At 39.3% G+C, this 25516-nt stretch carries 20 protein-coding genes and 1 pseudogene; 18 read left to right on the top strand and 3 right to left on the bottom strand.

The window, feature by feature from the left end:
* Positions 1–5 precede the first annotated feature (5 nt).
* Positions 6–341, top strand: a complete 336-nt coding sequence (locus F580_RS0101025) for a YqcC family protein (RefSeq protein WP_157442953.1) — start codon at positions 6–8, stop codon at positions 339–341.
* A gap of 1 nt (position 342) precedes the next feature.
* Positions 343–1257 (top strand): tRNA pseudouridine(65) synthase TruC, encoded by a 915-nt coding sequence (locus F580_RS0101030; protein WP_019025837.1) that lies wholly within the window; start codon positions 343–345, stop codon positions 1255–1257.
* A 95-nt stretch (positions 1258–1352) separates the two neighbouring features.
* On the opposite strand, the gene F580_RS0101035 is transcribed toward F580_RS0101030, so the two are convergent.
* Together F580_RS0101035 and F580_RS23695 are read right to left on the bottom strand one after the other, a co-directional pair.
* The gene (locus F580_RS0101035; protein ID WP_019025838.1) at positions 1353–1952 is read right to left on the bottom strand and encodes a 5-formyltetrahydrofolate cyclo-ligase; all 600 of its coding nucleotides are present in this window, start codon (positions 1950–1952) and stop codon (positions 1353–1355) included.
* Between the two features lie 92 nt (positions 1953–2044).
* A pseudogene (locus F580_RS23695) lies at positions 2045–3484 on the bottom strand (peptide MFS transporter).
* Between the two features lie 398 nt (positions 3485–3882).
* Here F580_RS23695 and F580_RS0101045 point away from each other — a divergent pair.
* From F580_RS0101045 to F580_RS0101085, 9 genes are all read left to right on the top strand, one after another.
* Positions 3883–6651 carry an SLBB domain-containing protein gene (locus F580_RS0101045; RefSeq protein WP_019025841.1) on the top strand — a complete coding sequence of 923 codons (2769 nt, stop codon included), beginning with the start codon at positions 3883–3885 and terminating at the stop codon, positions 6649–6651.
* A gap of 90 nt (positions 6652–6741) precedes the next feature.
* On the top strand, positions 6742–8022 hold the full coding sequence (tviB, locus tag F580_RS0101050) for a Vi polysaccharide biosynthesis UDP-N-acetylglucosamine C-6 dehydrogenase TviB (protein ID WP_019025842.1): 1281 nt from the start codon (positions 6742–6744) through the stop codon (positions 8020–8022).
* Positions 8023–8141: 119 nt separating this feature from the next.
* The gene (locus F580_RS0101055; RefSeq protein WP_019025843.1) at positions 8142–9185 is read left to right on the top strand and encodes an NAD-dependent epimerase/dehydratase family protein; all 1044 of its coding nucleotides are present in this window, start codon (positions 8142–8144) and stop codon (positions 9183–9185) included.
* A gap of 235 nt (positions 9186–9420) precedes the next feature.
* Complete coding sequence (locus F580_RS0101060) at positions 9421–11751, top strand: hypothetical protein (RefSeq protein WP_019025844.1); 2331 nt, start codon at positions 9421–9423, stop codon at positions 11749–11751.
* A 187-nt stretch (positions 11752–11938) separates the two neighbouring features.
* On the top strand, positions 11939–13576 hold the full coding sequence (gene pstA, locus F580_RS0101065) for a phosphate ABC transporter permease PstA (RefSeq protein WP_019025845.1): 1638 nt from the start codon (positions 11939–11941) through the stop codon (positions 13574–13576).
* A gap of 94 nt (positions 13577–13670) precedes the next feature.
* Entirely contained in the window at positions 13671–14510 is an 840-nt protein-coding gene (gene pstB / locus F580_RS0101070) for a phosphate ABC transporter ATP-binding protein PstB (protein WP_019025846.1), read from the top strand.
* Positions 14511–14571: 61 nt separating this feature from the next.
* A complete protein-coding gene (gene phoU, locus F580_RS0101075; protein ID WP_019025847.1) occupies positions 14572–15282 on the top strand; it encodes a phosphate signaling complex protein PhoU in 711 nt (236 codons plus the stop codon).
* Between the two features lie 195 nt (positions 15283–15477).
* Positions 15478–16158, top strand: coding sequence for a TIGR00153 family protein (locus tag F580_RS0101080; protein ID WP_019025848.1), 681 nt, complete (start codon positions 15478–15480; stop codon positions 16156–16158).
* A 10-nt stretch (positions 16159–16168) separates the two neighbouring features.
* On the top strand, positions 16169–17464 hold the full coding sequence (locus F580_RS0101085) for an inorganic phosphate transporter (protein ID WP_019025849.1): 1296 nt from the start codon (positions 16169–16171) through the stop codon (positions 17462–17464).
* Between the two features lie 106 nt (positions 17465–17570).
* On the opposite strand, the gene F580_RS0101090 is transcribed toward F580_RS0101085, so the two are convergent.
* Positions 17571–17849, bottom strand: coding sequence for a peptidylprolyl isomerase (locus tag F580_RS0101090; protein ID WP_019025850.1), 279 nt, complete (start codon positions 17847–17849; stop codon positions 17571–17573).
* Between the two features lie 685 nt (positions 17850–18534).
* Here F580_RS0101090 and F580_RS0101095 point away from each other — a divergent pair.
* The 7 genes from F580_RS0101095 (at position 18535) to F580_RS0101125 (ending at position 25357) form a co-directional block, all read left to right on the top strand.
* Positions 18535–19086, top strand: coding sequence for a DUF2058 domain-containing protein (locus F580_RS0101095; RefSeq protein WP_019025851.1), 552 nt, complete (start codon positions 18535–18537; stop codon positions 19084–19086).
* Positions 19087–19295: 209 nt separating this feature from the next.
* Positions 19296–19664 carry a glutaredoxin family protein gene (locus F580_RS0101100; RefSeq protein WP_019025852.1) on the top strand — a complete coding sequence of 123 codons (369 nt, stop codon included), beginning with the start codon at positions 19296–19298 and terminating at the stop codon, positions 19662–19664.
* A gap of 369 nt (positions 19665–20033) precedes the next feature.
* Positions 20034–20588, top strand: a complete 555-nt coding sequence (locus F580_RS26665) for a hypothetical protein (protein WP_019025853.1) — start codon at positions 20034–20036, stop codon at positions 20586–20588.
* A gap of 145 nt (positions 20589–20733) precedes the next feature.
* On the top strand, positions 20734–21744 hold the full coding sequence (gene msrP / locus F580_RS0101110) for a protein-methionine-sulfoxide reductase catalytic subunit MsrP (RefSeq protein ID WP_026301167.1): 1011 nt from the start codon (positions 20734–20736) through the stop codon (positions 21742–21744).
* A 6-nt stretch (positions 21745–21750) separates the two neighbouring features.
* Positions 21751–22380 carry a protein-methionine-sulfoxide reductase heme-binding subunit MsrQ gene (gene msrQ / locus F580_RS0101115; RefSeq protein ID WP_019025855.1) on the top strand — a complete coding sequence of 210 codons (630 nt, stop codon included), beginning with the start codon at positions 21751–21753 and terminating at the stop codon, positions 22378–22380.
* Positions 22381–22532: 152 nt separating this feature from the next.
* A complete protein-coding gene (locus tag F580_RS23705; protein ID WP_019025856.1) occupies positions 22533–24047 on the top strand; it encodes an amidohydrolase in 1515 nt (504 codons plus the stop codon).
* Between the two features lie 11 nt (positions 24048–24058).
* Positions 24059–25357 carry an amidohydrolase family protein gene (locus tag F580_RS0101125; protein WP_019025857.1) on the top strand — a complete coding sequence of 433 codons (1299 nt, stop codon included), beginning with the start codon at positions 24059–24061 and terminating at the stop codon, positions 25355–25357.
* The last annotated feature ends 159 nt before the right edge of the window (positions 25358–25516 follow it).

The following is a 25516-nucleotide window of genomic DNA, read 5'->3' on the forward strand; positions in this document are numbered from 1 at the left end:
GGTAGATGATGAAAATAGATATTGAACGTACCATTACTTTGCTTGATGAGTTAACACGAATGTTACAGGCACTTAAACTTTGGCAAACACTGCCTCTTACTACTGATGAGCTAGCCAGTAGTGCCCCTTTTAGCTGCGACACCTTAGCCTTTGAGCAATGGTTACAATTTATATTTATCCCCAAAATAATGCAGATGATCAAGTTAGGGCAAACATTGCCAACTACAATGGCGTTATCGCCAATGGCGGAACAGGCCTTTGGGCATTTAACGGTTAATGTAGCGCCTTTGCTTGATGTTATCCAAAAATTAGATAAAACCATGACCGAGCAGGGTAAATAAAGTGACTGAAAATAATTCATCTGATGTAAACCTAAGTATTACTAAAAACCACGGTGAAGCGTTAACAAAGCCAGTGCTGACAATCTTATATCAAGATGAGTATATGGTGGCGGTGGATAAACCTGCTGGCTTATTTGTTCATCGCAGTTATATGGACAGAGACGAAATTTATTTTGCACTGCAACTGGTACGTGATCAAATAGGGCAGTATGTTTATCCCGTGCACCGTTTAGACAGACCGACCTCTGGGGTGTTACTTTTTGCCTTAACCAAAGATATAGCGACTAAGCTAAGCCAAGCTTTCGCCAATAAAGCTAGTCGAGCTGAGTTGGAGTTAAAGACTGAACTTAACAAGGAAGCGAATACTGAAAATAAACCGCAAGAGCAAGTCGCCGAAAACAGGGCTATTAATACTGTTGAGAGCAGTAGTCTGGCCATGGTGAAAACTTATTATGCCTTAGTGCGAGGTCACCTAGCCCAGCCCATTGGCTTTATAGATCATGCCTTAAAAGAAAAATTAGATAAGTTAGGCGATAAAAACGTCAGTCGTGACAAGCCGGCGCAATCAGCGCAAAGTTATTATCAAGTCATGGAGCAAGCAAGTTTACCGATAAAAGTCGGTAAATTTGATAGTGTGCGTTATTCATTGGTTAAAGTGCAGCCTATAACGGGCAGACGTCATCAAATTCGTCGCCATTTGGCGCATTTACGCCATCCTATTTTAGGGGATATCAACTATGGCGATAACAAGCAAAATCCATTTTTTATTGAACACTTTGGTTTTAAGCGCTTAATGTTACACGCGCAATCATTAGAGTTTAATCATCCGGTTAGTGAGCAAAGGATGAAAATATCAGCACCGTTTGATCGGCACTGGCAGCAGGTTTTTATTGAATTGTCATGGCCAGTGATTTAAATTCCCTCAATAGATAAAGGCAATTAACTCGCTAATATTTATCAAGTGTGAGTGATTTTTTTATGCCTTGGTGATGTCTTTTATAAAATAGCACTTTAACTCTCAAGCTGACATAACTCGGGGAATAAGTAACTTTTACTTGGTGTGATTATTTCCGGTAAAGGAATATCCCAACTCTCTATGGGGATACATTCGACTAGCTGACAGTCATGGGCAAGCCCAATCGGGTAAAGCTTGGTTTGTTGCCAGTGAGCCAGGCTTCGGTCATAAAATCCGCCTCCCATTCCTAACCTCGCGCCGGTATTATCAAAAGCGACTAGCGGAGCGCAAATTATATCAAGCTCAGCTAATGGGCAAACTTTGGTGACATCGAGTTTTGGCTCTAGAATGCCGAACATATTTTCTGCCATTGAGGTGTTTTTTTCATAGCGTAAAAATAATAGGTGACCGAGACAAAAAGGGTGCAATACCGGCAGATAGACTTCTTTACCTTGTTGCCAACACCAATGAATAAAACTCATGGTATCAAGCTCTGAATCATTGGCTAAATACAGGGCGATGCGTTGGGCATTTATTATTTTTTTATGGCTAATGAGGTGTTCTTTAAGTCGCATGCTGGCTTGTCGTTGCTCTTCATTTGAAAGCTGTTGGCGTTGTTGGCGAACCGCTGTTCTAATTTGTACGCGCTTATTCATGAGGCTGGTTTCTTCGGATTTTATTTATAAAAAAAGCTGGATGATTACTCACCCAGCTTAATACTATTTTTGTAACTTGTAACTCTTACGAATTATCTGTGTGTTTCAGAAATACCTTCGTGCGTACCGGTTACTGAAATTTCTTCTTCAATCTTAGCTTCTAAATCATGGCTACTCTCACCTTCAGCACCATGCATCCATTCAACTAATTTACCTGCTGAAAGGTAGATGATAACACCGGTAATTAAAGCACCAATACCAACACCCAGAAAGATATTTGCGGCATTATTGACCATCTCTTCACCTTCACCAACAAATGAGCCAATAAATGCAGCTAACCAGTTTGATAAGGCGGTAAAGAAGAACCAAATACCCATTAATAGAGAGGTAAATTTAAGTGGTGCTAATTTAGTTACCATAGACAAACCAATCGGTGATAAACATAACTCACCTAAGGTATGGAAAAGGTAAGCGAATACTAAGAACAACATGCTTACTTTCACTGCAACATCGCCGCCTTGAACCATGGTAGCTCATAACATCACGAAGAAACCTAGTGCTAAAAATAACATCGCCAGAGCAAATTTCTTCGGTGAAGTTGGCTCGTTTGAGCCCATTTTAACCCAAGTAGAGGCAACAAAAGGCGCTAACATAATAATGAACATGGCATTCAATGATTGAAATGATGAAGCTGCAATTTCAAAACCAAAGATAGTACGGTCGGTGAAGTCAGAAGCATAAATGGTAAATAAACCACCAGCTTGTTCAAACCCCGCCCAGAAAATTACCGAGAACATGCTCATAATTAAAATAACTTTCATGCGGTCGATATCTTGAGGGGTTAACGGTGCATCTGCTTTTTGCTCACCTTTAGTGCGTTTAGCTGATGGCTCGACACCTATGTCACCTAAATATTTATTCGCTAGGGTAAGTTGCAACGTTAAACCAATTAACATACCACAACCGGCTAAGATAAAGCCGTAATGCCAGTTAACGGTTTCGCCAAGAACACCAACAGTAATAGGTGCTAAGAAAGCACCTAAGTTAATACCCATATAGAAAATAGTGAAAGCGCCGTCACGTCTGTGATCGCCTTCTTCATAAAGCTCACCGACTAAACTTGATACATTGGCTTTAAATAAACCATTACCAATAATGATAAGTGCTAAACCAAGATAAAATACCGTTTCTTCCATGCCGACAATCATCGACTTAGGAATACCTAAGGTAAAGTAGCCCAGGGAAAAAATAAGGCCACCCCAAATAATAGCTTTACGCTGGCCGATATAGTTATCGGCTAACCAACCACCGATAACTGGTGTTAAATAAACTGCCATGGTGAAAAAACCGTATAGCCTTAACGCTTCTTGGTTGGTCCAGCCAAAACCACCGTCTTGTGTTGAGGCAATAAGATACAATACCAATAAGGCACGCATACCGTAATAACCGAAACGCTCCCACATTTCAGTACCAAATAAAAGGAAGAGTCCTTTAGGGTGGCCAAACAGCGTACCCGCATTAGGTTGAGTCATATAATTATCCTAGATTTTAATTTTTATAATCATTACGTTAGTTTTTACTGTAACATTTTATGTTGATTTTTTTCAGTAAAGGGGGAGTTATACCTGTGTGCACTAATAAAGGCAAGCTTTGTTATAAATCCGTGTTTACTGTGCTTTGGAAGCCGTAGAGAAAAGTTTCCTAGTGCAGAACACAATGGCTTTTGTTTTAGCCCTTTTGCTAGATGTCAATATATACTAGGCGAACGGGGATGTTAAGCTAACGTATTGTTTGCCTACCTATATACTGGTAAACTTCAACGTCACTAAATTTAATGACTAAGCTGAGGCTGTTAATCTTATTCAGGGATAGACGACAGTTCTTTGTTAAGTGTACTACCGCACAAGTTTTATAGGAATTCTTTGTTAAAATGATAACCGCTACAAAACAATTTTTAAAAAATCATCATACTAATACCTTAAGCCTTTTTGTACCGGCTATGTTGGTATTAATTTTTTCTTTAGCAAGCCTATCCTTTAAAACACAGGCTTTCGCGCAACCGAGTCAAGCGCAAATTGAGCAATTTAAAAAGCTACCGCCGGCGCAGCAAGAAGCCCTTGCGAAGCAAATGGGGGTTGACATCAGTAGTCTTAAAGGTCAATTGTCAGGCGGTAGTTCAAGTAAAGAGCAACAAAACACAGAAAACTTCCCCCGTGGCACTATATTTGACGCGCAAGGTAATCCTATTTTTGATGAGGAAGAAGAACTAGCCGAGCTTGAAGACAGTGATGAACTAAAACCGTTTGGCTATGATGTTTTTGCCAATGCGCCACAAACTTTTGCCCCGATGATGGATATTGCCATTCCGGCTGAATACGTTATTGGCGCAGGAGATCAAATTTCCATTCAAGTTTTTGGAAAAGAGACTAAAGAGCTTGAACTAACTGTCAATCGTGAAGGTCAGGTAGTGCTGCCATCACTCGGGCCGTTTACTGTTGCGGGCTTATCGTTTGCTGAAATGAAACGTTTAATCACTGCACGAGTTAAAGAGAAAATTATCGGAGTTGATGTTGTTGTTGGTATAGCCAAATTGCGCTCTATGCGTATTTTTGTCTTAGGGGACGCTTTTAAACCGGGACCTTATACCTTAAGTTCTTTATCAAGCATTACCCATGCTATTTTTGCTGCTGGCGGTATTAGTGATATTGGTAGTTTGCGTAATATCCAACTGAAACGTGCCGGTAAATTAGTGAGCACTTTAGATTTATATGACCTACTGATCAATGGTGACTCCAGTGGTGATGTATTATTACAATCGGGCGATGTCGTTTTTGTTGCGCCTAAAGGTCATACGATTAGTGTTGAGGGTGAAGTTCGACGTCCTGCTATTTATGAATTAATTGAGAATGCGAACTTTAAAGATATTCTAGCAATGTCCGGTGGCCTGTTACCGACAGCATTCGCAAAAACCACTCGCGTTGAACGCTATAACAGACACGCTTTACGCACCGTTATTAATATCGATTTAACTAATACGCGTGATTTAGCCAGAAAAGCACGCGCAGGAGATGCGGTTCATGTGATGAAAGCGGCAGAAATGTTTGAAAAATCTATCACTGTGATTGGCGCCGTAACACGCCCAGGCAAGTATCAATGGCAAGCAGGGCAACGCATTACCGATATTTTCCCTAATATCGCTTCTCATTTATTGCATTCGGCAGACCTTAATTACTCGATAGTGGTGCGTGAAGTTGATATTGCTCGCAATATAGAAATTCTCCAGTTTGATTTAAGTAAAGCGATCACCTCGCCAAATTCAAAAGATAACTTGCTCTTAGAGGGTAATGATAAAATCTTAGTGTTTGCGAGCATTGTCAAATTAGCACAGAGTAAAATTAGTTTAGATTCTTTGGCCTTTACTCAAGAAAATCTTGCGAAAAAAGAGCAACAGTTGGCGAAAGAGAAGTATAAAGAAAAACAATTTTGGTTAAAGTATGGGGATAGTGAACAAGTCGCCCTACTTGATAGTGAAGAGGAAGCTGCGGCTAAACGCATCGAACAATCTATCGCGCAATTTAGTGGCGGCGAATTAGAAGAAGAAGTTAACCTTAAAGAATTAACACTTTTCTCGCGTCAACGTTTGTTATGGCCAATTATTGAACAGTTAAAGCGCCAAGGTAAATCAGGACAGCCGATATTATTGGTTGAAGCTGATGGTGAAGTGAAATTCCCAGGGTTTTACCCACTGGCTAAAGATGCCCGTGTTGCTGATTTAGTTGCTGCTGCCGGTGGCTTAACGGAATCAGCCTATGTAGTACGCGCTGAAGTGACCCGTAATAGAATCGTCAATCATATGGCGCAGCAAACCTCTATTACTGTGAACTTAGGTGCAGCGCTAGCGGGTGAAGAACAAGATAATGTTTTATTAAGCTCAAAAGATCGACTCAATATCCATCAAATTCCGGCGTGGAGTGAAAATAATGTCATTGAACTTAGAGGTGAGTTTGTCTTTCCAGGTAAGTACACGGTACGCCGCGGCGAAAGTTTAGCTGACTTAATTACTAAGGCCGGTGGTTTTACCCAATTTGCTCATCAAGAGGGTTCTGTTTTTACTCGGGTGCAGCTACGTGAGATTGAGCAACAGAACTTATTGAAGTTGACCGCTGATCTCCGCATCGAGATGGCGTCAAAATCTATGACAGACCAAAACTACTCACAAGATTATGCTGAAGTACAGCAGATGTTAGCGGATATGGCCAATGTTCAGCCCGTTGGCCGCTTAGTACTAGATTTACCTAAAGTACTGAGCGATAAATATTATGATGTTCTCTTGGAAGGTGGCGATGTACTTTACGTACCCACTAAGAAAAATTCTATTAATGTTGTCGGTCAAGTACAAGTAACCTCATCACACATGTATGACGTGAGTTTATCGGCAGAAGACTATTTAGCACAAAGTGGCGGCAGTAAAAAACGTGCCGATGAAGACCGGATCTATATTATTTCTGCCAATGGTAGTATTAAAATGATGGACAGTGGCAATTGGTTTACCAGCGACGCCGGTGATAATTTGAAACCTGGCGATACTATCGTGGTACCACTTGATGCAGAATATATGAATAACCTAGCGTTATGGAGTAGTGTTACTACCATTATTTATAACTCAGCAGTGGCCTTAGCCGCTATCAGTGGTATCTAGCTGAATCGAGATGTTTAATTAAATCAATACGGCTAGGTTTTAATGCCTAGCACGTAATAAAATACTAACAAAACATTAAATGGACCGAGTATGTTGTATGAATTAAAAAACGTAAGTTTAGGTATAATTGGCCTAGGTTATGTAGGGTTACCCTTGGCGGTAGAGTTCGGTAAAAAATATCCAACCGTAGGTTTTGATATTAATACCAAGCGTATCGAGCAGTTAAAACAAGGCCAGGATTTCACTTTAGAAGTATCAAGTGATGAGTTAGCCGATTCAGCCTTCATTTCATATTCTGCTAATGTTGACGATTTAAAAGCATGTAATGTCTATATTGTCACTGTGCCAACGCCTATTGATCAGCACAAACAGCCTGATTTAACCCCGCTTGTAAAAGCCAGCGCTATGCTAGCTAAAGTGATTAATAAAGGCGATATCGTTATTTATGAATCAACGGTATACCCAGGGGCGACCGAAGAGGTTTGCTTGCCTGAGATTGAACGCAATTGTCAGTTGGTTTTTAACCAAGACTTTTTTGCCGGTTATAGCCCTGAGCGTATTAATCCCGGAGACAAAGAACATAGAGTTACTAATATCTTGAAAGTGACTTCGGGCTCTACCCCTGAAATCGCTGATTTTATTGATAGCTTATACAAATCAATTATCACCGCAGGTACGTATAAAGCTTCCAGTATCCAAGTAGCAGAAGCGGCAAAAGTGATTGAAAACACCCAGCGAGATTTAAACATTGCTTTGATCAACGAACTCGCTGTTATTTTCAATAAACTAAATATTGATACCGAAGAAGTATTAAAAGCCGCCGGTACTAAATGGAACTTTTTACCCTTTAGACCCGGACTCGTTGGCGGTCACTGTATAGGTGTTGACCCTTACTATCTTACTCACAAAGCACAAGCGATTGGCTATAACCCAGAGGTTATCCTAGCAGGTCGTCGTATTAATGATTCTATGGGCGAGTATGTTGTTTCTCAACTAGTGAAAACTATGTTGAAAAGGAAGTTACCGGTCAATGGCGCGAATGTATTAGTGATGGGGTTAACCTTTAAAGAGAATTGCCCTGATGTTCGCAATACTAGAATTATTGATATCGTGTCTGAATTGAAAGAGTTCGATGCTAACGTCGATGTTTTCGACCCTTGGGTAGATCCAAAGCAAGCAAAAAAGGAATATGACATTGATCTCATTTCCACACCAAAACAGGGTCACTATGATGCGGTCATTTTTGCGGTAGCACACCATCAATTTAAAGCTTTATCTGCCGATGAGATTAAAGCTATGATGAAAAAAAATCATGTAATATATGATCTTAAATATATGCTTGATAAAGAGTTAGCAGATATTCGCTTGTAAAAATTTAATGATCGTTAAAAGAAACTATGCGATAAAATACCTTTAACTGATATTCAGCTAAAGGTTTTTTTTAAGCAAATGTTTATTAATTAATGGGCTTTCCAAAGAAGGAACAGAAAATGACTCAATTTCAAACCATCAAACAAGTACTACTCAAGTCACCAAAAACCTGGCTTATTACAGGCTGCGCCGGATTCATCGGGTCAAACTTGTTAGAAACCTTGCTGTTATTAAACCAGAAGGTAGTGGGGTTAGATAATTTTGCTAGCGGTCACCAGCATAACCTTGATGAAGTTCAAACACAGGTTACCAAGCAGCAGTGGCAGAATTTCCATTTTGTTAAAGGTGATATCCGTCAATTGGGCGATTGCCAAACCGCTTTAAACCACCATGATACGGGGGTTGATTATATTCTTCATCAAGCCGCACTTGGCTCAGTACCACGTTCAATTGCCGATCCGTTATTAACAAACTCGGCAAATATCACTGGCTTTTTAACCATGTTGACGGCAGCTAAGGAAACACAAGTAAAAAGCTTTGTTTATGCTGCCTCTAGCTCAACGTATGGTGACCACCCGGCTTTGCCTAAAGTGGAAGAGACTATCGGAAAACCGTTATCTCCTTATGCAGTAACTAAGTACGTCAATGAGTTATATGCGGATGTATTTCACAAAACATACGGCTTAAACTGCACCGGCTTACGTTACTTTAATGTCTTTGGTAAAAGGCAAGACCCCGATGGCGCTTATGCTGCGGTGATCCCTAAGTGGACCGCAGCGATGATAGCCAATGAAGACGTACTTATTAATGGCGACGGCGAAACTAGCCGAGATTTCTGTTTTATTGAAAATGTCGTGCAAGCTAATATTTTAGCCGCGACAGCAAATGATGCCGGTAAAAACCAAGTGTACAATATTGCCTTAGGTGATAAAACAAGCCTCAACACCCTATTTGAAAGCTTGAAAACCGCACTGCAAGCCAATGGTGTCGAGTATAGAAAATCGCCAACTTATCAGGATTTTCGAGCCGGTGATGTTAGGCATTCCCAAGCGGATATTTCAAAAGCAAAATCTTTAATTGGTTTTGCCCCAGAGTTTAAAATTCAACAGGGCATAGATAAAGCGATGCCTTGGTATATTAACTTTGTAAACTCGCAGGGTTAACAAGGGAAAATTCCTTTTAGCACAACATGCTAAGCTAATATCAGACCGTTTGGTAAATAGTGACTAGGCAATATTAAAAGCAGTACCCCAGTTGAGGTACTGCTTTTTTATTTCTGTAACATAGAGCTGTAATATAACTGTCACATAACTGACTTATACTTCGCGCTATTAATTCATCCTAGTCGTAATAATAAACACGCTTGTTGCTTGTTTATTACTTAAAAGGTTAATTTTAGTGGTAACTCTTATTAGTTCATCCCGTAGCCGGGGTATCAAAAATTCATTGGCAAAATGGTTAATAACCTTAGGGGGTATTAGCGTATTATTTACCCTGGTACTGATTTTTTTATATTTACTTTACGTCGTTAAACCTGTTTTTGATTCGGCTCAAATAGAGCCAGCAGTGAGTATTAGCATTGATTTACCCACTGATACTCGCATATTAGCTACGGGTGTCGATGAGTTACAAGAGTTGGCATATCAAATTAGTGATACCGGTCAGATTGACTTTTATCATTTAGTCGCTAGTACAGAGCAAGCTGATAAGCAGTTCTCTATTGGTGATAAATCAGTTTCGACGTCTTTATTTGGGAGTGATGATTTTAGCCAAGAAAAAATAATTAGCCTTGCTAACTCTTTTTCTGGTCATAAATTACTTCATACGGCCAGTGCTAAAACTTTACTCATTCAGCCAAGCTTTTATGCTAAATATACGGTAGACAGCCGTGAAATAATTGCCCAAGTTAATTATCCTTTAGGCAAAAAATCACTAGTCATTGACGAACAGCAGCAGTTGTTAACAAAACTCGCTTTTGCGATGGATGATGAAAAAGCAGTCTTTGTCGCTTTTACTGAAGATAAACGCTTAATCAAAACAACGTTTCTTGCTGAAGACGACTTTAGTTCAACCAGCGAAGACTTTGTTGTTGAGTATGAAATAAATTATCAACAGATAGACTTTAGCGGGGGGGGCGTTGATGAAGTACAAGTAACACCTGATGCCAGTATGGCTTTTGTTCGCAGCGGCTCAACGGTGTTTGTTTATTCACTATCTGATGACGATTTCAGCCTTAAAGCAACAATTACTCCAAAATTAAAAAATAGTGAAACATACCTGACTTCAATGGCGCTTCTTTCGGGTAGTAGTTCAGTTTTACTGGGCGATAGTAGCGGGCAAGTGAGTCAATGGTTTGAAGTCGCCACCGATTCGGGTCGTGAGTTTAAACAAATAAGAACCTTTATAGCTAATGACCTCTCTAATGATGGGGCTAACGGTAAAGTTTCAAAAGCGATAACGGCTATTTATCCTGAGCAGTTTAGGAAAAGCTTTTACACTATGACAGCTAGTGGTCTAGTGAATGCTTTTTATACCACCAGTTCAGCACATCTATGGCAAGGGCAGTTGACGACTAGTCAACCTGCAGCCCTAGCAATATCACCACGAGCTAATGGTTTGATTATCATTGATGATAGTTCAGCTACTCCCAGTAGCTTAAAAATACAAACCTTTACTGTTCATAACGAGCATCCAGAAGTAACTTGGCAAGCGCTATGGCAAGAAGTTTGGTATGAAGGTTACCCAGAGCCTGATTATATTTGGCAATCAACTTCTGGCTCTGATGATTTCGAAGGTAAATTCTCTCTAGTGCCAATCTCTTTTGGTACCATGAAAGCGGCTTTCTATGCCATGCTATTCGCTGTGCCTATTGCACTAACGGCTGCCATCTATACCGCATATTTTATGACAGCAGGCATGCGAAAAAAGGTGAAGCCTACTATTGAAATGATGGAAGCATTACCTACCGTTATTTTGGGCTTTTTAGCGGGGTTATGGCTTGCGCCGATAATGGAAGAGTATTTGCCAGCAATATTTTTACTCTGTTTTTTCATCCCTTTGGCTACTTTATTAACGGCATTCGCTTGGCATAAGCTGCCAAATTATTGGAAAAACAAACTACCTGAAACCTTAGCGCCATTATTATTGATACCGGTCATTATATTAGCAACTTATATAGCGTTTTCCTTATCGCCAGTGCTTGAAGATGTCATGTTTGGAGGTGATATGCGCCAATACTTAACCAATGATCTGGGCATAAACTTTGATCAACGTAACGCCTTAGTTGTCGGTATTGCCATGGGCTTTGCGGTTATCCCGACCATATTCACTATGGCTGAAGATGCAATCTTCAGTGTACCAGGGCACCTAACCAGTGGTTCATTAGCACTGGGTGCAACCCAGTGGCAAACCTTAATAGGGGTAGTACTGTTGACCGCAAGTCCTGGGATATTCTCCGCGGTTATGATGGGCCTTGGCCGCGCGGTTGGTGAAACTATGATTGTGTTGATGGCAACGGGTAATACGCCAATTTTAGATTGGAGCATTTTCCAGGGCATGAGAACACTGGCGGCAAATATTGCGGTAGAAATGCCAGAGTCAGAAGTGGGCAGTACCCATTATCGAATATTATTTTTAGCAGCCTTTGTACTCTTTATATTCACCTTTATTTTCAATACAGCAGCCGAGTTTGTTCGCCAACGCTTACGAGAAAAATACAGTTCAATGTAGCAGATGTCATTTTGGTTTTTAGAAACAGCAAGCAATTTTAAGAAATAGTAGCTATTCAGCTTTAAGCTAGAACGCTCAATTTAAAAGAAAAAGCACGGAGTTGATGACTATCAATGAGTACTTTTGATGCATTAATTGAGCGCTCTAGCGACAAGATAATAGTTACTTACTAAATAAGAGTTCCTTTATGAATAAGTGGTTTAAATCAGGCTCCCCCTGGATCTGGCTATCGGCCGGTGGCGTAAGTATCAGTTTAATTTCAGTGTTAGGCTTGTTATGGCTTATCGCATCACGAGGTTTGTCATACTTTTGGCCAAGTGAGCTATATCAATTTGATCTTATTGATAAACATGGCGCTAAGAGTGTTGTGATTGGTGAAATATATAACCGAGAGGAAATTCCGGTAAGCCAATTAGCGCATTTGAATTTAGTGCTAGACCCAGAACAAGAAGTATTAGAACGCCTATTAATCAAAACAGGTAACCGAGAGTTGGTTAGTTTGGATTTTCGTTGGTTGTTAAGTCATTACATCCAAAAGACACAAACCCCTAAGGACCTAGTGTCTGTTGAACGTCGAACTAATGGTAATTTCTATGGTTATATTGAAAGTGTTGTTGTCGATGGTAATGAAGTCGATTCAAATCAGTTAGATAAACTATTAACCCGTGTGGATAATTTTCAAGATAAGATTGATGAGCTACAAAAATCTGATATCGGTGCGATAAACTATCAGTTAGAACGCTTACGTCTAAAAACGCGTAAATATAAATTTCAAGATAAGCTGACAGCTGAGCTTAAAGCACAAATCGATAGTGAAGTAGCGACATTAAATCAAAGCTATATAATATTAGAGCAAGAATTGATGGGTTATCGCCAAGCCATCTCGCGTGACCACATTGTTATGCGTGCTATGGATGGTCAATTAGTCACGATAAACTTTGAATATATTCTTAAGGTGACTTTTAATAATCAACTTAGCATAGTAGAGAAAACGGCTATGTTTTTTAGCCAAATAGGCTATTTTCTTATTGAAGATCCGCGCGAAGCGAATACTGAAGGTGGCGTATTCCCGGCTATCTTTGGCACCGTGCTTATGGTGCTATTAATGACGGTTATCGTTTCTCCTTTGGGCGTAGTCGCTGCTATTTATCTTCATGAGTATGCGGGTAAAAATGCGTTTACTAAGCTATTACGTATTTCCGTTATTAACTTAGCAGGTGTGCCCTCTATTGTTTACGGGGTATTTGGTTTAGGTTTCTTTGTTTATATGGTGGGTGGCTCACTCGACCAGTTGTTTTATTCAGAAAACCTGCCAAGTCCAACATTTGGTACTCCAGGGGTTTTATGGTCGTCGTTAACGTTAGCCATATTGACTTTACCTGTGGTAATCGTGTCAACTGAAGAAGGCTTGTCACGTATTCCATCAGAGATGCGCTTTGGCTCACTCGCGTTAGGTGCAACCAAAGCCGAAACGTTATGGCGTATTATATTACCAATCGCCAGTCCCGCCATTATGACGGGGATTATTTTAGCTATTGCTAGAGCCGCAGGCGAGGTAGCTCCATTGATGTTAGTTGGCGTTGTTAAAATGGCTCCTAATTTACCTTTAGATGGAAACTTTCCCTACTTACATCTAGATAGAAAGTTTATGCATTTAGGCTTTCATATTTATGATGTTGGTTTCCAAAGCCCGAATGTTGAAGCCGCAAGACCGCTAGTGTTTGCAACCGCTTTACTCTTAGTCACTATCATTGTTACCTTGAATATGACGGCTGTTTCTATCCGTAATAGATTGCGTGAGAAATATAAGATGTTAGAGCACTAGCTTGCACAAATAACAATTTACTATGAGTAATGTTAAATTACTAAATTGACATAACTTAATACGATTAATGACAAGTAATTAGAGAATACCTATTATGATTTCTATCAGCCCAAGAGCATTAGCTACTGGCTCAGACCCATCACTTGCAAGCAAGTTGGATCTAAATAACTTAGCACCTGAACAAGTTGCCTTAGATATTAATAAGCTAAATTTATACTATGGTAAAAAACAGGCGCTCAACAATATAACCATGTCAATTCCTAAGGGGCAGGTAACTGCGTTTATTGGACCAAGTGGTTGCGGTAAATCAACCTTATTACGTTGTATTAACCGTATGAATGATTTGGTTGATGATTGTCATATTAGTGGTGAAATTAACCTACATGGTAATAACATCTATAACAAACATGTTGATGTTGCCGAGTTAAGACGCAAAGTGGGTATGGTATTTCAACGTCCTAATCCCTTTCCGAAAACCATTTATGAAAATGTTGTCTATGGTTTACGTATTATGGGTGAGAATAACCGTCGACGTCTAGATGACGCCGCTGAAAAGTCATTACGTAGCGCAGCACTTTGGAATGAAGTAAAAGATAGATTGCATGAAAGCGCTCTAGGCCTATCTGGCGGACAACAACAGCGTTTGGTGATTGCTCGTGCTATCGCTATTCAGCCTGAAGTACTACTGCTAGATGAGCCAACTTCTGCATTGGATCCTATTTCAACCTTGACCATTGAAGAGTTAATCAATGATCTTAAAAAGCAATTTACAGTGGTCATTGTTACGCATAATATGCAACAGGCAGCACGGGTGTCTGATCAAACGGCATTTATGTATATGGGTGATTTAATCGAATACAGTGATACCAACACTTTATTTACTACCCCGCAAAAAAAGAAAACTGAAGATTATATTACTGGCCGTTACGGTTAATTTTCCAGTATTAATGCATTAGCAATAAGTAGACAAGAACATACCTATAAAAGGACATCCCATGGATAATTTACAAATTGGCCGTCATATTTCTGGCCAGTTCAATGAAGACTTAGAGCGCGTTATTAATAATGTTATGCATATGGGCGGCTTAGTAGAAAAGCAATTAAGTGATGCACTGGCATCGGTTGAACAAGGCAATATTGATTTAGCAAAGCAAGTATTAAGTAATGATTATCAAGTTAACAACTATGAAGTTAGAATTGATAATGAATGTACTCGCATCATTGCTAAGCGTCAGCCTGCGGCAGGCGACTTACGGTTAATCATGGCAATAGTAAAGACTATTTCTGATTTAGAGCGCATCGGCGATGAAGCCCAAAAGATAGCGAAAGTTGCCTTAGAAAGCTTTTCTTCCTCGCAGCAAGACTTATTGGTTAATTTAGATAACTTAGGTCGCCGGGTTTTAGAGTTCTTACAACTGAGTCTTGATGCTTTTACCCGTATGGATTGTGACGCGGCTATTAAAATTCATCAAATGGATGAGAAAATTAATCGTGAATATGAAGCGTTAATGCGTCAATTGATGACCTATATGATGGAAGACCCACGTTCAATCCCACAAGTGATGACGGTTATTTGGTCAGCTAGAGCGTTAGAGCGTATCGGTGATCGCTGTCAAAACCTTTGTGAATACATTATTTATTTTGTTAAAGGTAAGGTTGTTAGCCACAGCACAGCAGAAGATATAAAAAATCTAGAAGCAAAATGATAATTAAAATACATTAAATTCAATTGATTAGGTAAGTGCTTTGGTGGTGCTTACCTTCAAAGTAATTAGCCTGTTGCGGTTAGCTATTAAAGCGGTACATTTTAGCTAATATTAGCATTTAACTTTAGAAGTTAAATGGGTTACTATCCGCGGCGAATAGCAATGACGAGAGTTAGACTGACTGGAAACACAATTATGGCCAGAAATACAATCATAGGTGTATTTGCAAAATCACCGATTAAACCCTTAGAAAAACATATTCAAATAGTTGTTAAATGTACTAAACAACTTATCCCATTTTTTGATGCATGTGTTGCAAAAGACTGGAGTGAAGCGGCAATAATTCGTCGTAAACTTTCAAAACTAGAGCAAGATGCGGATACCCTTAAACGTCAATTACGTCTAGAACTTCCAGGTGGCTTATTTATGCCAGTTGATAGGGCTGACTTACTTGAACTGCTTACTCAACAAGATAAAATAGCGAATAAAGCAAAAGATATCGCTGGACGCGTCTTAGGACGTGAACTGGAAGTACCGGTAAGCTTACAAGCTGAATTTTCTGTTTATCTTAAGCGTTGTATTGATGCGACCGAAAAAGCAGCTGAAGCGATTAATGAATTAGATGATTTATTAGAAACAGGCTTTCGCGGTCGTGAAGTGGCATTGGTCGAGAATATGATCAACCAATTGGATGCAATCGAAGATGATACCGATGGCTTGCAAATTATTTTGCGTAGAAACTTATTAGCGATTGAAAAGGATTTGAATCCAGTTGATGTAATGTTCTTATATCAAATTATTGATTGGGTTGGTGACTTAGCCGACCTTGCTGAACGTGTAGGTGCACGTTTAGAAATTCTTCTTGCTAGAAAATAAGGCTTAACTGATGGAAATTATACTTAACTCAGGTGGCACTTTCGTAATCATTGCTGCCGTAGTTGGCTTCTTCATGGCATGGGGTATTGGTGCCAATGATGTTGCGAATGCAATGGGAACCTCTGTGGGTTCAAAAGCCTTAACAATTAAACAAGCCATTATTATCGCAATGGTATTTGAGTTCGCGGGTGCTTACCTTGCCGGTGGTGAAGTAACATCTACTATACGTAAAGGCATTATTGATGCCAGTTATTTTATTGAAACCCCTGAACTGCTTGTTTACGGCATGATCTCTGCTCTTTTTGCCGCTGCTACTTGGTTGCTTATCGCGTCAGCTTTAGGTTGGCCGGTATCTACTACTCATTCTATTGTCGGTGCGATTGTTGGTTTTGCTGCTGTTGGCGTAAGTCCTGATGCCGTAGAGTGGGGCAAGGTTCTCGGTATCGTTGGTAGCTGGGTTATTACACCACTGATCTCCGGTGTTATCGCTTTTATTATTTTTAACAGTGCCCAAAAGCTTATATTTGATACAGACAAACCCCTAGTACAAGCTAAACGTTGGGTTCCTGCTTACATGTTCCTTGCCGGCTTTGTTCTATCATTGGTTACTATCAAAAAAGGTCTTAAGCATGTCGGCCTTGAAAGTGTTGACTTGGGCTTTGTCAGCTTGGAAATTAAAGGTGCGGGTGGCTTCTACTTAGCCGCGATAGTTGCTGTTATCGTTGCGATTATTGGTAAAATATTTATCAACCGCTTAAAGTTTGATGAAACACTTGCTAAAGAAGCACACTACGCTAATGTCGAAAAGGTATTCGCCGTCCTTATGATCGTGACTGCTTGTGCTATGGCTTTTGCTCACGGTTCAAATGATGTTGCTAATGCTATTGGGCCACTAGCCGCCGTCGTTAGTATTGTTGAAAATAATGGCGAAATTGCCGCTAAATCAGCGATTGCTTGGTGGATTCTACCTTTAGGTGGTTTTGGTATTGTTGCCGGTCTTGCCTTGTTTGGTCATAAAGTTATTGCAACTATTGGTCAAGGTATCACTCATCTTACGCCAAGTCGTGGTTTCGCTGCTGAATTAGCGGCTGCCAGTACTGTGGTTATCGCATCGGGTGCCGGTTTACCTATTTCAACAACACAAACACTTGTTGGTGCTGTATTAGGTGTCGGTATGGCCCGCGGTATTGCGGCCATTAACTTAGGCGTGGTACGAAACATTGTTGTTTCTTGGGTTATCACCTTACCTATAGGTGCTGGTTTATCCATTTTATTCTTCTGGATGATGCAGGCAACTTTTAGCTAAGTCGTTACCTAACAGACTATTCCAGAACACAGCAACAAAAAAGCCGCAATCAATTGCGGCTTTTTTATTTGCTTGGACTGTTAACGTACCTCGCTTAACGGGTTGTTTAGCTACGTGCAGTCACTTCTAATAAGTGGTAACCAAACTGAGTTTTTACTGGCCCTTGTACTGTATTTAAAGGCGCTGAAAACACTACTTTATCAAATTCAGGAACCATTTGGCCTGGACCAAAACTACCTAAATCACCACCTTGGGCTTTTGACGGACAGTTAGAATGCTCTTTAGCTACTTCAGTAAAGTCTTTACCGGCTTCAATTTCTGCCTTTAAGGCTAAACATTGTTCTTCTGTATCCACTAAAAGGTGGCGTGCACTTGCTTGAGACATACTTCTTTTCCTATTTCTTTAAGGTGAAATTATAAATATATTTTAATTATTTATATAATTGAGCGGATGTACAGTAACGTATTTAATTAATAATTGAAAGTCAGTGAAATCAAAGAAATTCATTAGTTATTGAATTTATTAAGTTATTAACTAACCTGAACTCTGGATAATGAATGCTTGATGTTTAAGTAAAAACAACAGCTTAGATTGTTAAGAAAAAAATTCACAAGGTTAAGTCGCTATATACTCTATCAATGTTTAAATTTATTCGATTATCAAGGCAAAACGTTTATGAATAACGGGTTATTTATCGACGTTTTAACGCTGAGAATCGGATAAAGGGGAATATTGAGTAAGTGCTGCTTATCCAGAATTCTGGTTAACTAATCAGTATTGCTGTTTAAAACAGTCTTACTTATTTATACCTCGCTAACTTGCTCTATTTATTGAACTTGAAATCAGCAAGCTAGCAAAAAATTTAATAATCGATTTGATTGAAAGGTTATCGATTTAGTTTATTAGCCAAAGCATAGCCTGACACAATTTCGACGGCAAAAGTCCCATTTACCCTCGAGGCGCGAGCAGATTCGCACTTCACGCTAAATATAGGTAGAATAGCGCCTAATTTTATTCATTTATTTTACTGACCTAGTGCTAAACAGTGCCAAATCAGTAAGGACGACTTATGGCCTCCCTTCAAGACCAATTACTTAAAGCAGGGTTAACTACCAAGCAAAAAACACGTCAGGCAAATTCTGACAAGCGTAAGAAAAACAAACAACAGCGTAGCGGTGTTGAGCATGGCGCAAGTTTACAAGAGCAAGTTAAGCAAGACTTGGCTAAGTCACAAGCCGATAAACTCGCCAAAGATAGCGCGCTTAACGACGTTAAAAAACAAAAACTAGCGAGCAAAGAGCAGACGTTGCGCATCAAGCAAATCCTCGAGCATCATCAGTTGACCGGTGTTCGTGGCGAAAGTGAATATAACTACACTTTCAATAATAAAGTTAAGAAGTTAGCGCTTAATACTATTACCCATAAAGCGTTGGTCAATGGCCGTTTAGCCTTGTGTGGCTTAAATGAAACCACTTACCTTGTTACCAGTGAAACGGCTGCTAAAGTCGCTGAGCTTGATAACACTATTGTCTTAGTGCAAAACGATAAAGTGGCAGAACAAGAAACGGATGAAAATGATCCGTATGCTGATTATCAAATCCCTGATGATTTGATGTGGTAGTCAACTCTCATAACAGCACATTGTTATGGTTGTTCACATTGTAGAGACGTTCCGGCGGATAATTGGCTGTTCAATGTGTTAGAATATCCGCCAATTACGGTGTGTTACACACCTAAAATACCAGTACCTATACTATGGCTAACGTAAACAAACGCTTAGCAAAAGACTTAGGTTTCCATTATTAACTAGAGTTATTATTTATTATGTTGATGAAAGCTATCCGTTGGCCAATAGGGCAATTAATTTTATTACTAAACTTTATCTTTTCACCCCGTTCACCAAAACGCGCTGCAGCAGAGCAAGCTAAAATTGATGATAAAACGCAAACATTAAGTCTCTATCAACTACCCTCATGCCCATTTTGCGTCAAAGTGCGTCGTACAATGAAGCGCGAAGGACTCAAAATTGAGTTGCGTAATATCAGTGGTAAAAATGATTTTTCAGACGAGCTGACTCGTGAAGGTGGTAAACGTAAAGTGCCTTGTTTGCGTATTGAAAAAGCAGACGGTCAAGTGCAATGGTTATATGAGTCAAATGATGTCGTTGCTCATTTACAAAGCTTAACTAAAGCAGCTTAACTGAGCTTCAGTGAAGTAATGAAAGCCTAGTTTAGCTATCGCTAAGTAGGCTACCATAGACACACTATTAAGTGTGCCCCAGTTGGCGCACTTTTTATTCTTAATTTTAGTGATGTATAACTCCTTTCTTGATTTATACCCTTCGACACCATTTCCTCAGTAAATACATCTGTTCACATTTTATCCGTTTATATCGCTTTATGAGTTAATAACTTTATACCTAAAGAAAGTTGTCTTAATTAGCACAGCTTTTGGCGCATATTGCAAAGAGTTCGATATTAAAACCATTTACAATTTCTATATTAAACAGGCTAAAGCGTAGGTGATACGTGATGGCTACAAAGTTATTTACTTAATTAGAGAATTTGAATGAAGAAAACATTGTTAGCAATATCGACATTAGCATTATTAACTACTGGTTGTTCAAGCAGATTGGCAGATTTAACTATTGTATCGACAAAGAATGTTAGTGAACAACAGTTAATCGATAGCAAAACACAAGTTAAACGTAGCATTGGTGAGGATATAATGCACATTATAGTATTTATACCTACTGGTGTAGCAAATATGGAAGAGGCAATGGATAATGCAATTGAAAGCGTACCCTGTGGTATAGCATTGAAAGATGCCACCATTACCCACAAATCTTTTTATATTCCTTATATATACGGACAATCTGGATATGAAGTAGAAGGAAATGTAGTTCAAGATAACAAATGTTTAGTTGAAAATAATATATCCACTACGGTCGATGAGAAAGCGGTTGTCGATATGGACACTGCAATCACCCCTTGGGAATATAAAGGTGTTAACCGTAATAGTTTCGGTATTATGTGCCAGTATAAGAATACTGAAACAGGTAAGACTAAATCAGTTAAGCGTAAGCGTAATTCAGCATGTCCTAAAGTGTATCTTCCTGAGTAATTAGGCATCCTTACTGCTAAAGCCTCTATTTGAGGCTTTTTTTATACTCTAGATAAAATATTAGTTAATCTGCTTTTATTTCTGAAATTTAATTGTGCTCAAACCTTTCTTATTACTAGTTGTAAAATTTAATAAGGTATTAGTTGTGCTGATAAAAACACCCAAGCTTTCCGATCTAAAAGAATCTGATGTAACACCTGAAAGTGTTTACATGAATAGACGTGATCTATTAAAAGGTATGGGCTTTTTAGGTGCTGGTGCTTTATTAGCTGGCGCAAGCAATAAAGCAAATGCTTTAGATTGGTTTAGCAAAGACGAACCGACCAAGTTTAAAACAACACCGTTAAATTATACTCCTGATGCAAATACAGATAACTTAATTCTTACCCCCGAAAGTAAAGTAACCACTCACAATAACTTTTATGAGTTTGGCGCACAAAAACACCAACCAGCCGAATTATCACAGAACTTTAAGGTAAACCCTTGGCAGCTAACTATTTCAGGTGAGTGCGATAACCCCATTACCTTAGATTATGATGACTTAACCACCATGTTTGCCCTAGAAGAGCGAATTTATCGATTGCGCTGCGTTGAGGCTTGGTCAATGGTGGTACCGTGGATTGGTTTTTCTTTAGCGGATTTATTAAAAAGAGTCGCGCCTAATTCTTCTGCTAAGTACGTGTTTTTTGAAACATTGCATGATCCACAGCAAATGCCGGGTCAAGAGAATAGACGCCTAGGTGGTGGCATTGCTTACCCTTATGTTGAGGGTTTACGCATTGATGAAGCAATGAATCCTCTGGCGTTAATGAGCGTTGGTTTATATGGTAAAACCTTACCGCCACAAAATGGTGCGCCGATACGTTTAGTGGTGCCATGGAAATATGGTTTTAAAAGCATTAAGTCAATAGTATCAATTAAGCTAGTACGCGAACAACCCCAAACTACATGGCATAAGTTAGCGCCGAGTGAATACGGCTTTTACGCCAATGTAAATCCCAAACATGATCACCCCAGATGGAGCCAAGCCAGTGAAAGACGGATAACGTCTGGTGGTTTATTTGCTCGAAATCGTATTGAGACCTTAGCTTTTAATGGTTATGGCGAGCAGGTAGCTCATTTGTATAAAGCTATGGATTTAAGGAAATATTATTAGGTCTTCATGCTTATGAATAAAAAATTAACCAGCTCAAATAAAGTATTTATATTAAAAATCGTTATTCATCTAGCGGCGCTATTGCCCTTGATTAACTTATATTATTTAGCTTTTAATGATCTACTTGGTGCTGATCCGGTAGAAAGGGTGATTCACTTTACCGGTATTGGTGCTTTTAATCTGCTGTTAATAACGTTAACGGTTAGCCCCATTGCCAAGAAATTTAAGCAAGGTTATTTGTTGCAAGTAAGACGCTTGTTAGGTTTGTATGCTTTTAGTTATGCCTTCATGCATGTACTTAATTTCTTAGCTTTTGACTTACAGTTTGCTTGGTCGTTATTTCTTAGCGAAATTGTTAAACGCCCTTATATCACTATTGGCATGGTTGCCTTTGTTTTAGTGACCGCTCTAGCGGTAACTTCACACAATAGTCTCAGGCGAAAACTGGGTAAATCTTGGCAAAAACTTCATAACCTTAATTATCTGATTGTGCTTTTAGTCGCGATACACTTCTATTGGTCGGTTAAGTCTGAACTTATCTCACCCTTGTTTTACCTGTTAATGACACTGACGTTATTAGCGTTTCGTTTTAAAAAAATAAAAGCACTATTTTTATCACTATTTAACCAGCAGTAGCTCTAAGCTACTGCTGGTTAAATTGCGCTTTTTATCCTTAATCTCGAATTATGTTATTAAACGTAATTTATGGACTGTTTATCGTCATAACCTTGTTGTTTTAACAAAATAAATTTATGGTATGGGCAATATATTTCTCAACTGGAATTAAGATGCATAAAACTTCATTATCGCGTACCTTGATTTTTAGTAACCTTGCCAATAAAGTTATTAATAAAAAAAGTGCCCTTACCTTGTTCTCTACAAGTTTATTGACGTTAGGTTTAACGGCTTGTCTACCCAATGAAAAACAAGACGCAAAAGTCGTCATCAATAAAAACCCTTACCCAAGTACGTATCAGGCACTACCTGCTCAAAATACTTTATTAACCAATGCCACTATTTTAACGGGTACGGGTGAACGCTTAGATGATGCGGATATCTTGTTGGTAAATGGCAAGGTTATGCAAGTAGGTAATGATTTAGCCTCAGAAAATGCCAATGTCATTGATATGACTGGCAAGTGGATAACTCCAGGCATTATTGATGTTCACTCACATTTAGGTGTTTATCCTAATCCACAAGTAGAGTCTCACTCTGATGGTAACGAGATGACCTCGCCTAATACCTCAGAAGTTTGGTCAGAACATAGTGTTTGGCCACAAGATCCCGCTTTTCAAGCCGCGCGCGCTGGTGGTGTAACCAGTTTACAAATCTTACCGGGCTCAGCTAACTTATTTGGTGGTCGTGGTGTTACGTTACGTAATGTGCCAAGTCATACTATGCAGGGCATGAAATTTGCTGATGCACCTTACGGTTTGAAAATGGCTTGTGGCGAAAATCCAAAACGTGTTTATGGTAGTCGAAAAGTATCACCTTCAACACGCATGGGTAATGTTGCGGGTTATAGAACCGCTTGGCTTGCCGCAACGGAGTACAAGCGTGAATGGGATAAATATGACAGCGATTACAGTGCTGGTAAAAACCCACAAGCACCAACACGAGATTTAGAACTTGATACGCTAATGGGCGTTTTAGAGGGTGAAATTTTAATTCATAACCATTGTTACAAAGCCGAAGAAATGGCGGTAATGATCGATCTTTCTAATGAATTTAACTACCATTCAGGTACTTTTCATCATGCTATTGAAGCCTATAAAATTGCCGATTTATTAGCTGCTAATGGTAATTGTGCCGCTATGTGGCCAGATTGGTGGGGCTTTAAAATGGAAGCTTTTGACATGGTTGAAGAAAATGCAGCCATTGTAGATGCAGTTAAAAATTCTTGTGCTGTGGTTCACTCTGACTCTAGCACGACTATTCAACGTTTAAACCAAGAAGCGGCGAAAGTGATGTATCGCGCCAATGAAAATGGTTTTGCCTTAAAAGAAGAAGATGCGATTAAATGGATTACGGCCAATGCTGCTAAATCATTAGGTATCAGTGAACACGTTGGTAGTTTAGTTGCCGGTAAAAATGCTGATGTTGTGGTTTGGAATACAAACCCGTTTAGTGTTTATGCCCAAGCAGAGCAAGTGTTTATCGATGGCGCTAAAGTCTATGACCGATTTGATGATAAGTACCAAGCACAAAGTGATTTTTTACTTGGTCAAAACTTAGATAATCTATTAGACAAGCAAGTAGAAAACCAAGTCACTAAAGCATCTACCACACCATCTACCAAATAAAGGGAACCACAATGAAACATACTCATTTACTTACTTCATTGCGCTGTGCTTTATTTGGCGCATTTGCTGTGACTACCAGCCAAGTACAAGCTGAATCTATTGCCATCACCAATGCCACGGTTTATACCGTCGCAGAACAAGGCATTTTATCGCAAGCAACCGTCGTTATTGACGATGGTAAAATCATCGCGGTTTATAGTAAAGATGAAGTGCCTAAGTCACTTAGCGCAGATACTTTGATTGATGCTAAGGGGCGTATTTTAACGCCGGGTTTTATTGCTTCTCAAAATTTACTTGGCCTGGTTGAAGTAGGCGCTGTATCTGCTACGCGTGATGGCTCAGATAAAAAAGCTGATTTAACTTTTGATGCGAGTTTAGCCTTTAATCCTAAGTCGAGCTTAATTGCTTATGCTCGTAAAGGCGGTATTACCAGTAACTTAGTTATGCCACATGGCGGCGATAAAGTCTTCACTGGTCAAAGTTTTATCGTTAATCTATCGGGTGAATTTGACAGTGTTATTAGCCAAACCAATGCAGTGATTGTGTCATTGGGTAGTAGTCGTAAAGGCTCTCGAGCGTTAAAACTACAGACATTAGCTAATGAGCTTGAAGATGCTCAAAAATCTTTAGCTAAAGCAGAAAAAGCGGAAGCTAAGAATAAAAAAGCTAAAGCTAAAGATAAGAAAGAAGCGAAAGAGCCTTCTCGCTCGCAAAAAGTTTTGTACGCTTTATTAGCCGGTGAAAAACCACTATTGGCTTATGCAGATAGAGCCACTGATATTTTAGCTTTGTTGAAATTAAAGCAACAATATAAGCTGGATTTGGTGTTAGTAGGCGCGAGTGATGCGGTTTTAGTTAGCGATGAAATTGCTAAAGCCAATGTGACTGTGATGATGAGTGCTATTGATAACTTACCGAGCAGTTTTGATTCATTACATAACTCATTAGCTAATGTCGCTAAACTGACCAAAGCGGGCGTGAAGGTAATCATCAGTAATAGTGGAGAGAGTCATAACATTAACCAATTACGTTTTGATGCCGGTGTTGCTATTGCCAATGGCTTAGCTGAAACTACCGCTTTAGCGGCTATTACTGCCAATGTTGCCGATACCTTTAACCTAAATTCTGGTCGTATCGTGGTTGGTAAAAATGCTGATTTAGTTTTATGGAGTAATGACCCGTTTGAAATTAGCACTAAAGTAGATGCCATGTGGATTAATGGTCAAGCTATGTCGTTAAAATCCCGTCAAGATGTTTTACGTGAGCGTTATACTACTGATTCAAATATGCCACGCGCTTATACTAAGTAGCTGATAAGAAAATATCTTAAGCATTCATTGAGTGCTCTGGGTTAATTGAAGAAAACCCGTATATTTAAGTGAGCTTAACTATGCGGGTTTTCTTTTTTAAGTCGAGGATTAATTTGTATAAGATAATAGTGATAATAAACTTGTATTTTAATTACTGAT

Origin of the sequence: Colwellia piezophila ATCC BAA-637, from assembly GCF_000378625.1 — a bacterium.
In the GTDB taxonomy this organism is placed as follows: Bacteria; Pseudomonadota; Gammaproteobacteria; order Enterobacterales; family Alteromonadaceae; genus Colwellia; species Colwellia piezophila.

Bases quoted from the DNA above. Each gene is read 5' to 3' on its own strand.
- F580_RS0101025 (WP_157442953.1), top strand. From the start codon at position 6: ATGATGAAAATAGATATTGAACGTACCATTACTTTGCTTGATGAGTTA.
- F580_RS0101035 (WP_019025838.1), bottom strand. From the start codon at position 1,952: ATGAATAAGCGCGTACAAATTAGAACAGCGGTTCGCCAACAACGCCAA.
- F580_RS0101045 (WP_019025841.1), top strand. From the start codon at position 3,883: ATGATAACCGCTACAAAACAATTTTTAAAAAATCATCATACTAATACC.
- tviB (WP_019025842.1), top strand. From the start codon at position 6,742: ATGTTGTATGAATTAAAAAACGTAAGTTTAGGTATAATTGGCCTAGGT.
- F580_RS0101055 (WP_019025843.1), top strand. From the start codon at position 8,142: ATGACTCAATTTCAAACCATCAAACAAGTACTACTCAAGTCACCAAAA.
- pstA (WP_019025845.1), top strand. From the start codon at position 11,939: ATGAATAAGTGGTTTAAATCAGGCTCCCCCTGGATCTGGCTATCGGCC.
- pstB (WP_019025846.1), top strand. From the start codon at position 13,671: ATGATTTCTATCAGCCCAAGAGCATTAGCTACTGGCTCAGACCCATCA.
- phoU (WP_019025847.1), top strand. From the start codon at position 14,572: ATGGATAATTTACAAATTGGCCGTCATATTTCTGGCCAGTTCAATGAA.
- F580_RS0101080 (WP_019025848.1), top strand. From the start codon at position 15,478: ATGGCCAGAAATACAATCATAGGTGTATTTGCAAAATCACCGATTAAA.
- F580_RS0101085 (WP_019025849.1), top strand. From the start codon at position 16,169: ATGGAAATTATACTTAACTCAGGTGGCACTTTCGTAATCATTGCTGCC.
- F580_RS0101090 (WP_019025850.1), bottom strand. From the start codon at position 17,849: ATGTCTCAAGCAAGTGCACGCCACCTTTTAGTGGATACAGAAGAACAA.
- F580_RS0101095 (WP_019025851.1), top strand. From the start codon at position 18,535: ATGGCCTCCCTTCAAGACCAATTACTTAAAGCAGGGTTAACTACCAAG.
- F580_RS0101100 (WP_019025852.1), top strand. From the start codon at position 19,296: ATGAAAGCTATCCGTTGGCCAATAGGGCAATTAATTTTATTACTAAAC.
- F580_RS26665 (WP_019025853.1), top strand. From the start codon at position 20,034: ATGAAGAAAACATTGTTAGCAATATCGACATTAGCATTATTAACTACT.
- msrQ (WP_019025855.1), top strand. From the start codon at position 21,751: ATGCTTATGAATAAAAAATTAACCAGCTCAAATAAAGTATTTATATTA.
- F580_RS23705 (WP_019025856.1), top strand. From the start codon at position 22,533: ATGCATAAAACTTCATTATCGCGTACCTTGATTTTTAGTAACCTTGCC.
- F580_RS0101125 (WP_019025857.1), top strand. From the start codon at position 24,059: ATGAAACATACTCATTTACTTACTTCATTGCGCTGTGCTTTATTTGGC.